The 7,297-nt window shown below is 58.0% G+C and carries 7 protein-coding genes and 1 pseudogene; 5 read left to right on the plus strand and 3 right to left on the minus strand.

Features of this window, described 5'->3' with window-relative positions:
- Window positions 1-52 precede the first annotated feature (52 nt).
- Window positions 53-274, minus strand: coding sequence for a hypothetical protein (locus EV671_RS25995; protein ID WP_132576805.1), 222 nt, complete (start codon window positions 272-274; stop codon window positions 53-55).
- Window positions 275-526: 252 nt separating this feature from the next.
- On the opposite strand from EV671_RS25995, the pseudogene EV671_RS26000 reads away from it, so the two are divergent.
- Window positions 527-823, plus strand: a pseudogene (locus EV671_RS26000) (transposase domain-containing protein); the annotation flags it as partial.
- Here EV671_RS26000 and EV671_RS26005 read toward each other — a convergent pair.
- Window positions 820-1,161 carry a hypothetical protein gene (locus EV671_RS26005; protein ID WP_132576807.1) on the minus strand — a complete coding sequence of 114 codons (342 nt, stop codon included), beginning with the start codon at window positions 1,159-1,161 and terminating at the stop codon, window positions 820-822. The pseudogene EV671_RS26000 and the gene EV671_RS26005 overlap by 4 nt on opposite strands.
- On the minus strand, window positions 1,158-2,051 hold the full coding sequence (locus tag EV671_RS26010) for a ParB/RepB/Spo0J family partition protein (protein ID WP_132576808.1): 894 nt from the start codon (window positions 2,049-2,051) through the stop codon (window positions 1,158-1,160). The genes EV671_RS26005 and EV671_RS26010 overlap by 4 nt, the downstream gene beginning before the upstream one ends.
- Before the next feature lie 1,255 nt (window positions 2,052-3,306).
- On the opposite strand from EV671_RS26010, the gene EV671_RS26015 reads away from it, so the two are divergent.
- The 4 genes from EV671_RS26015 to EV671_RS26030 all read left to right on the plus strand — a co-directional run bounded on the left by EV671_RS26015 (window position 3,307) and on the right by EV671_RS26030 (window position 7,216).
- Window positions 3,307-4,059, plus strand: coding sequence for a hypothetical protein (locus EV671_RS26015; protein ID WP_132576809.1), 753 nt, complete (start codon window positions 3,307-3,309; stop codon window positions 4,057-4,059).
- Between the two features lie 12 nt (window positions 4,060-4,071).
- Entirely contained in the window at window positions 4,072-5,307 is a 1,236-nt protein-coding gene (gene wzy / locus EV671_RS26020; RefSeq protein ID WP_132576810.1) for an oligosaccharide repeat unit polymerase, read from the plus strand.
- A 168-nt stretch (window positions 5,308-5,475) separates the two neighbouring features.
- A complete protein-coding gene (locus EV671_RS26025; RefSeq protein WP_132576811.1) occupies window positions 5,476-6,501 on the plus strand; it encodes a glycosyltransferase family protein in 1,026 nt (341 codons plus the stop codon).
- 415 nt (window positions 6,502-6,916) lie between these two features.
- Window positions 6,917-7,216 carry a glycosyltransferase family 2 protein gene (locus EV671_RS26030; RefSeq protein WP_132576812.1) on the plus strand — a complete coding sequence of 100 codons (300 nt, stop codon included), beginning with the start codon at window positions 6,917-6,919 and terminating at the stop codon, window positions 7,214-7,216.
- Window positions 7,217-7,297: the final 81 nt, after the last annotated feature.

The raw sequence follows: 7,297 nt of genomic DNA on the forward strand, positions 1-7,297 counted from the left end.
CCGCGATGACCGCGGCAGCGTTCTCACGAACGCCCCCAACGTTCCTGGGACATCAAGCCCTGGCAAGCCTCAGACAGCGACGGTCATAACAAACGATGGCGGCCGTGTTTCCGGTGGACTCGAGCACGACATCGTCTTCTTTGGTCAGCGTCTCGGCAAACCTGAGCACGGCACTTCGATCCATGGCAAAGCGACCATGGTTCCTGGCCTGGCCGTTTTCCACGATCGCTACCTGTGCGAAGTTCCGGTGTACATCCAAACCGATGACTCTCATAGGAGACCTCCAGTAGTGAAGCGACACGGCGGAAGCTCGCGGACAACACGACAACTACGGATTCGCGCTCGCAGCGCAACCGGGCGAGTCGAAGGGGCAGCCAGATAACAACCCGAGCTCGCAGCTCATTGTCAAAAGCCGGCCTGCCCGCAAACACCTATGCTTCCGTCGCCCCTTTCCCGGTGCGCAAACGATATACCCAGTGGCGGCGTACCGTGCGCCGGGAGGCGCGCGGTACCAAGCATGCCGGGTAACAACGCGGCAGAGAACTCGATACGACCGCTCGCCGTGGGTCGCCGCAATTGGTTGTTCGTGGGCTCGCAACAGGCCGGCGAACGCGCCGGAAATATCCTCAGCTTGATCGAGTCGGCAAAGCTCAACGGGCACGATCCGTGGGCTTACCTCAAGGACGTGTTCGAGCGGCTGCCGACGCTGAAGGATCGCGATCTCGCGCAGCTGCTGCCGCACAACTGGAAGCCGCCCACTGCCAGCGCCTCCCCCGAAACGCCTGCCTCCGTGCCAGCCACGGCCATCGCCCAAGCTGCTTAATTCAGTGCGTCAATTGGCGCAAGGCTGTCGTTCGCGGAACGCTTACCGGCCTCACGCACCCAGCGCGTGAGCGTGCTGTAGGGCAGCCGCAGCCCATCTTCGTCGGCCAGGATCTGGCCCATGCGCACCGCGTTGCCTTGGGCGCGTGCGTAGACCTCAGCCAGGCGCCGCTGCATCGCCTCGTCCACCGCGGCGACCCGTGCGGGCGCCGCGACCGGCTCGCGCAGGATGCGCCGCACGGTGTTACGCGACAGCCGCAGCAGCCGGCTGATCTCGCGCAGGTGCAGGCCCTGCGCCTGCAGGGTGCGCACGCTGTTGCAGATGTCGATCGGGGTCATGGCACGAGCCTCGCCAGTTCACTGGCCACCTCGGGCAGCACCGCGTGCACGCCAGCACACGCACGCGCCAGCGGCGCCGCCACCGGTGCGTTCAGCGGCGCGAGCCGTCGGCGCGCTCGCCCCAGCAGCGCCTGCAGCTGGCCGAGTTCGCCCACCAACTCACGCTCGGGCCCGTCGCGCAGGCGCTGCGCCTGGCGTTCACGCTCACGCTCGTGCAAGCTGTCGATGAACAGGCGCGGATGCTCGACCATGCGCTCGCGCTGCGCGCACTGCGCACCTTGGTAATGTTCGAACCAGGCGCGCAGCTCGCGCGTGGACAGCCGCTGCGCGCCCAGGCTGGCCAGCAGCCGGTGGGCGTGATCGCTGTTGGCGCGCGCCAACGGGACGAACACGCGCACCGCCGCCCAGCTCGACACGCCGGCGCCGCGCACGGCCTCCAGCACCGCGTCGGGCAGCGCCTGCAGCAACAGCAGCCGCCGCTGCACCCAGCTCACATCGCGCCCGCACTGACGTGCGGCGTCGCGCTGCGACAGCTGCTGGGCCTCGATCAGCTCGCGCAGCAGCAACGCCTGCTCGATCGCGGCCAACGCCCTGGACTGCGCACAGGCCAGCAACTGCGCCAGCGCCTGGCCGACCGTGCACTGGCAGCATTGCACGCGGGCGGTGTCGCGCCCGAGCCGGCGCAGCGCCGCCACGCGCCGGTAGCCGTCGATGAGCACCGGCACCGCCTGCGCGCCGTCGTCCTCCACGGCGATGCAGGCCACGAGCTGCCCGCATGCATCGATGGACTGCATCAGCCGCTTCACGGCGCGCTCGTCGCTCACGCGCGCGCCGACGAAGCGCAGCTGCAAGCGCTCGATCTCGATGTCGCCGTCAGGGCGATTGACCATGCACGCCTCCTCGGGCCCAGGAGCCCACGGGAACCCACCCGCGACGCAGGAAGCCACGTCGAAGCACGGGCGCGCAGTCGCGCACACACCAGTGGCAGCGCCACGCGACAGGTGCGTCGCCGTCGCCGGCGCCGGCCCCTGGCGTCGCGGGCGGGTCTTGCGCCACTGTGACGACCTCACCCAGGGCTCGTGAACCGTGATGCGTCACGATTTCTTGTTGGCGTCGCCGCTGGCGATAGCGCCTTGCGCGCCGCGCATGGGCGAAGCGCCCGGCACGGCTGCCCTGGTAGCGCCGCCCAGCCTCGCGCAGCGACGCCCGCCGTGCCAGGCACGCACACTCGCGCCCACAGTAGCTCTGGCCCCGGTCGCAGCGCCGGCACACCAGCACCGCCACGCCGCAGCGCGCGCAGGCGAACGCCCGGGCGCTGTCTTGCGCGTCGTCTTGCCTTGCAGCATGCATGCGCCAAGCTCGCAGCGAAGCCGAGCACGCGCGCCGCTGGCAGCGACCCGCCACATGGACAACCCTGTGTGTCGGGGGCCATACTGCGCACGCACTCGCGGTCTACACGAGTGGGGCGCGGCGGCTTGAACTACTGGCTGGTCGTTGCGGTCGCCGTGCCCGTTCCTTCGGCAGTTCTACCGCGTCTTCACCGGAACCCACGCTTGATGTGCGGCAGTCAATGCCGCGGCCTCCCCTGGGAATGGGGGCTGGGGCGCAGCCCCAGTACCAGCCTTCGTTGATCAAGCCAGCCAGCGGCAGCGATCCTTGAGCGCCGACACCCTGACCCGCATGCTCCGACCTTGTGCGCCAGCACGCCGGTGTCTGCGCGCCTTCACCCCCTTGTCGATCCTCGCGCCGGGTCAATTCCGATGAGCAGGGCTGGGTCAATTCCGGTGAGCGGCGAAGAAGACAGGCACAACTGGCCGGCAAATGCCTATCTCAAGTGGCCGGACTACGCCGATCAATGACCTATGGCCGACAATCTAAGGTGCGGTGGCGCCACCGCGAAGCCTACGGTGTTGGAGACCGGCCGCCGACTTCCGGCGGCGACCATGATGTCTAAAGTGCGTGGCGCGGCCCTGCTTCGCCGGACGAGTGCAAATGCCCCGAATTTGGCGACCTTATGCAAACCTGCAACAGATGACTGAATGGAGTGAGACATTGTCGCTTGGTTGTGGCAGCACGAAGAGCTGGCCTGGAGCCAATGCTCCTCACCGAACCCTCCAACTCACGTCGCTCATCAATTGAAGAACTATGAGAGAGCTCCTTTTCGCCGTCATTCCGAGTCTCGTCTTCATCGTCAGGTATCACCCGAAACCGTCAGTGCCGCAGCTTCTGGGACTCTTCCTTATGGAAGCTGCTCCATTTCTAATTGCGGCAAGTCTCTTCGGCACCGGTTTCGGCAATGTATTGTTCGGATTTCTGCTGCTCTACTCCGTGTATGAAGTCGGCTACATCCATAACGACATTGTTTCGGCCAAAGAGAAAGACGGGAGGACAGATCGCTCTCAGTTTGCGGGCTTTCGAATTCATATTTTCTTGGCAGCAAGAATTCCCATCATTATTGGCATGATAGCAATTCTATACAGCCGGCAGGATGAGCAGTTTCTTCGAGCAACGTGTCTACTAATTTTTCTGCTAGGCACGTTTCTTTTGCACAACTTGATGCTGAGTCCGAGAAAACGGGTGTTTACCTTCTTGGCCTTAAATACCCTGAAGATATTCATCAGGTTCTTGTTATTGATTCCAGGCGGCGGGGCAATTACTATCGCCAGCATGCCCCATATCATTGTGAAGCTGCTTCACTACCTGAAATCGAAGAAATTGATATCCATTGCCGAAATTGACTTCAGGCACGTCGGCTTCTACACATACGCTGGATTCGCGCCGCTACTTCTAGCGCTCGACCTGAAGATATTCCTCGTCGCGCTTCCGTACTTTTTGAACCACAACAAGTCGCTGATCTACGACTACATCCGGCCATTTCTTCTACGATTGAAAAAATAAAGGGAGGCACACGTGCGCATTCGTTACATTTGGCTCGCCTTCTTCCTGATATTAAATATAACTTATTTCTTTCTTATATTGAGCAACAGGCAGCTGTATGGTGAGTCCAACACGGTCAGCCCACCTTCTGGCGAAACGACATTCTTATTGCTCTTGCTTCTGATTGCCTCGTACGTTTATTTTCAGATAATACTTTTCGAGGCCGCAAGAAAGATAAGGACCAAGTGTCTCTTCGAAAGCGATCAGCCCCCATTCGACGACACGGTTGGCAAAATAATAGCCGTTCTGCAAATCGGCTTTGTTATTTATTTTATTGGCGCAGGCACATACGTTGCAGGTTCAACGCAAAGGGATAGCTCTCTGCTCTCAAAGATCTGGGTCCTCATCCCAGTCGATCTGCTCTTCGTAGTTTTCTACGGCACCTATAGGGATTCGAAATATTTCATTCTGAATTTTGCAATTTGGATTACGTCAAGCCTGCTCCGAGGATGGTCGGGCGTCGTCCTTACTGCTATATTTATCGAATCCTGCCGCCTGTACCGCAAGGGAAAGCTAAAACCGAAATACGTAATATATGGCGCCGCCCTACTGGCGACCTCTTATCCATTTCTATTGTTTTTCAAGCTGTTTATCCGTTTTCTGGCGGTCGGCGGCGAGGGCAATCTCCAAGATTTCCTAACCTTATATGAATCAATAGATGTCGGGGATCTGTTGCTTGGCTCGCTACAACAGGCATTCGACCGGTTGCAGCTGCTATCAAGCTTGATTGCAACATATCAGCTAAAAGATCTCTTTCAATTTGATATGGACAAAGGACTGATCGCGCCATTTTGGTACGAAGGCATTCATGGCATTGCGTTTGATATCCTTTCAGGCAGCGAACAAAAGATCAGCGCAGGACAAGCGCTCGCCAGCTACCTCGATCCATTTTCCACTGATATCAATTGGAATGCAAACCCGACAATGGCTGGATGGCTCTTCATCTCTCCAGCCTCAATGGTCTTCAACATCCTGTATGTGACCGCACTTTGTGCTGTTTCCTTCTTCGCCACCATGTCGGTCCGACGGACGGATGATTCGTTGAACGTCATATGGTATACATGGTTGTCACTTGCAATTCCTGGTTGGTATGGAGCGCTATTTCTATATGCCTATTCTTCCGTACTGTTCCTCGCTCTTCACATCGGCATAGTTCTATACAGAAATGCTTCCGCGAAGAACGCGCGCCGCGCTTGCCAGGCATCCTGAAGCCTTCTGGTATCGGCCGGCCAAACACCCTGCAGCGTTGCATGCACACGCTGGGTACACCCGACAGCCACACGACTTGGTGATGCGCAATATCGGAAGGGCTTGACTGGCATCCATGTTGGTCTCCTTTATCTTGTTTAAACCCTAGGGATAACCGATTCTTCCTCCATGATTGTCGGAAATCTATTCAACATCAAAGCCACCAACGGCCTGTTTTATTACGCAGTCGACTATCTGAGTCAAACTGAGGGGCTAATTCGAAAGATCCTTGTACACCCAGCCCTTCTAGGCGCAACTCAAATTGCACTGCCTCAATGCGAGGTCAAGGCATGTTCGTTACCGAGGATGCTTTGGGAGGCGCTCGCCGCGGCTTGGCGCGGCGATGTTGTTTTTACGCCAACCTCCCACCCTTTGGCGGGACTTTCGAACCAATGGGTCGTCGTGCACGACGCGTACCCTTTCTCAACCGGCCCCAAGGCCAAACTGAAGACAAGACTTCTACGCTGGTCCCTGTCCCTGTCTCGCTGTAGGGTTGGTTTTATCAATACTTCGGAAGCACTCTCGTTTGTTCTGAGCCTTGGCGTAGAACCTCACCGCCTCGTATTTGCGCCAAACAAATTTCCAAGGATAACCAATTCAAGGTCGCGCCCCACCCGCACCGCGAGTCAACCGCTCTTAATTGGTCTTGTTGGAAGCGATTCGCCAAAGAAAAATTATGAAAATCTATTTTCTGAAGTGATCGCTGCGGGAGCTACAAAGAACCTGCGATTTCTGATTTACGGTCACAGAACTAGCTATTTCGAAATGGTTACATCGAAATATCCAAACATATCGGTGGAACTGATAGAGAGCGACTCCGCATCATTGACGGATTTTTTCTCGCGAATTGACTTGCTAGCCTCTGTTGCCGATCAGGAAGGATTTGGGCGCCCTATCGCCGCCGCATTGTTGGAAGGCGTACCATGCTTTCTACTGACTCGGCCCGTCTTCAAGGAATTCTTTGAACCTGGTGCCATATTTTTCGAAAGTGAGTCAAGCTTGGTTCACGCACTCAATGCGCAGCAGAGCAACTGGGCATTGGCTTCGCCTGTGTACGCCCCACCCGCAAAGGTAGTTCAAGCCTACGACGACGCGATCCGTCAACTTCGAGCTGATGGTGGGAAGGGGTGCATGACTCCCAGCTCAATGAATTGATATGTGCTCCTCAGCGCTACAGTTTTTCGCAGCCTACCGTCCGTCGCTTCAGCGCACACCGGATCTGGAAAGCGGATTGACCGTCGAGGACTGAAAGTTCAGCCAAAACCAAAGCTCTGCTCAAGCCGTTCCCATCGTTGGTCCGAAGCGATCTCGTTGCCTGTTCTAATAAAAGAACTGAATAGTAAGTTGCCTCAGCAATGCTTTGAAATCGACTCATTGTGAGGCTTCCGAACAGGGGCTTCGCCTATGGGGCCGCCTGTCTCCCACACCCTCGGAGTTGGCGTAAATCTAGCTCGGCTGAGGCAACTTGCTAATCAGGATAAAAGATGCCCTTGGAAGCACAAGCTGCTCGCCTTCCAACTTAGATCGATGGCACGCGAGCCTTGTTGCTTCACTTACCGTCTTCGTTGACATGAATCTTTCCGAACTGATCACCCTCTCTATCGTCAGCCACGGTCATGGAGCCCTGATCGACGCCCTCGTGGCACAACTCGACGAACTGCCCAGCCTTGCGGGAGTTCGCCTCGTGGTGACGCTAAATGTCCCCAACGAGCCTTTTGTCTTTGAGGTTGGGCCACTACGTCATCTTCAATTGATCATCATTCGAAACCCATCTCCCATGGGGTTCGGCGCTAACCACAATCAGGCCTTTGAACGCTGCAGAACACCCTGGTTCGCCATCCTGAACCCCGACTTGGTCCTGAATCCGTGACCTCCAATTCGCACTGACGAGTTTCTGGGCTCAATGTGGACGCGAATCAGATCAGGCCGCTGCCACCGACGCTGCCACGCA

It is taken from the genome of Roseateles saccharophilus (assembly GCF_004342485.1).
GTDB lineage: Bacteria > Pseudomonadota > Gammaproteobacteria > Burkholderiales > Burkholderiaceae_C > Pelomonas > Pelomonas saccharophila.

What these genes read in the sequence shown, in the direction of transcription:
- EV671_RS26015 (WP_132576809.1), top strand. Translation starts at nt 3,307, where the DNA reads ATGAGAGAGCTCCTTTTCGCCGTCATTCCGAGTCTCGTCTTCATCGTC.
- EV671_RS25995 (WP_132576805.1), bottom strand. Translation starts at nt 274, where the DNA reads ATGAGAGTCATCGGTTTGGATGTACACCGGAACTTCGCACAGGTAGCG.
- EV671_RS26005 (WP_132576807.1), bottom strand. Translation starts at nt 1,161, where the DNA reads ATGACCCCGATCGACATCTGCAACAGCGTGCGCACCCTGCAGGCGCAG.
- EV671_RS26030 (WP_132576812.1), top strand. Translation starts at nt 6,917, where the DNA reads ATGAATCTTTCCGAACTGATCACCCTCTCTATCGTCAGCCACGGTCAT.
- EV671_RS26025 (WP_132576811.1), top strand. Translation starts at nt 5,476, where the DNA reads ATGATTGTCGGAAATCTATTCAACATCAAAGCCACCAACGGCCTGTTT.
- EV671_RS26010 (WP_132576808.1), bottom strand. Translation starts at nt 2,051, where the DNA reads ATGGTCAATCGCCCTGACGGCGACATCGAGATCGAGCGCTTGCAGCTG.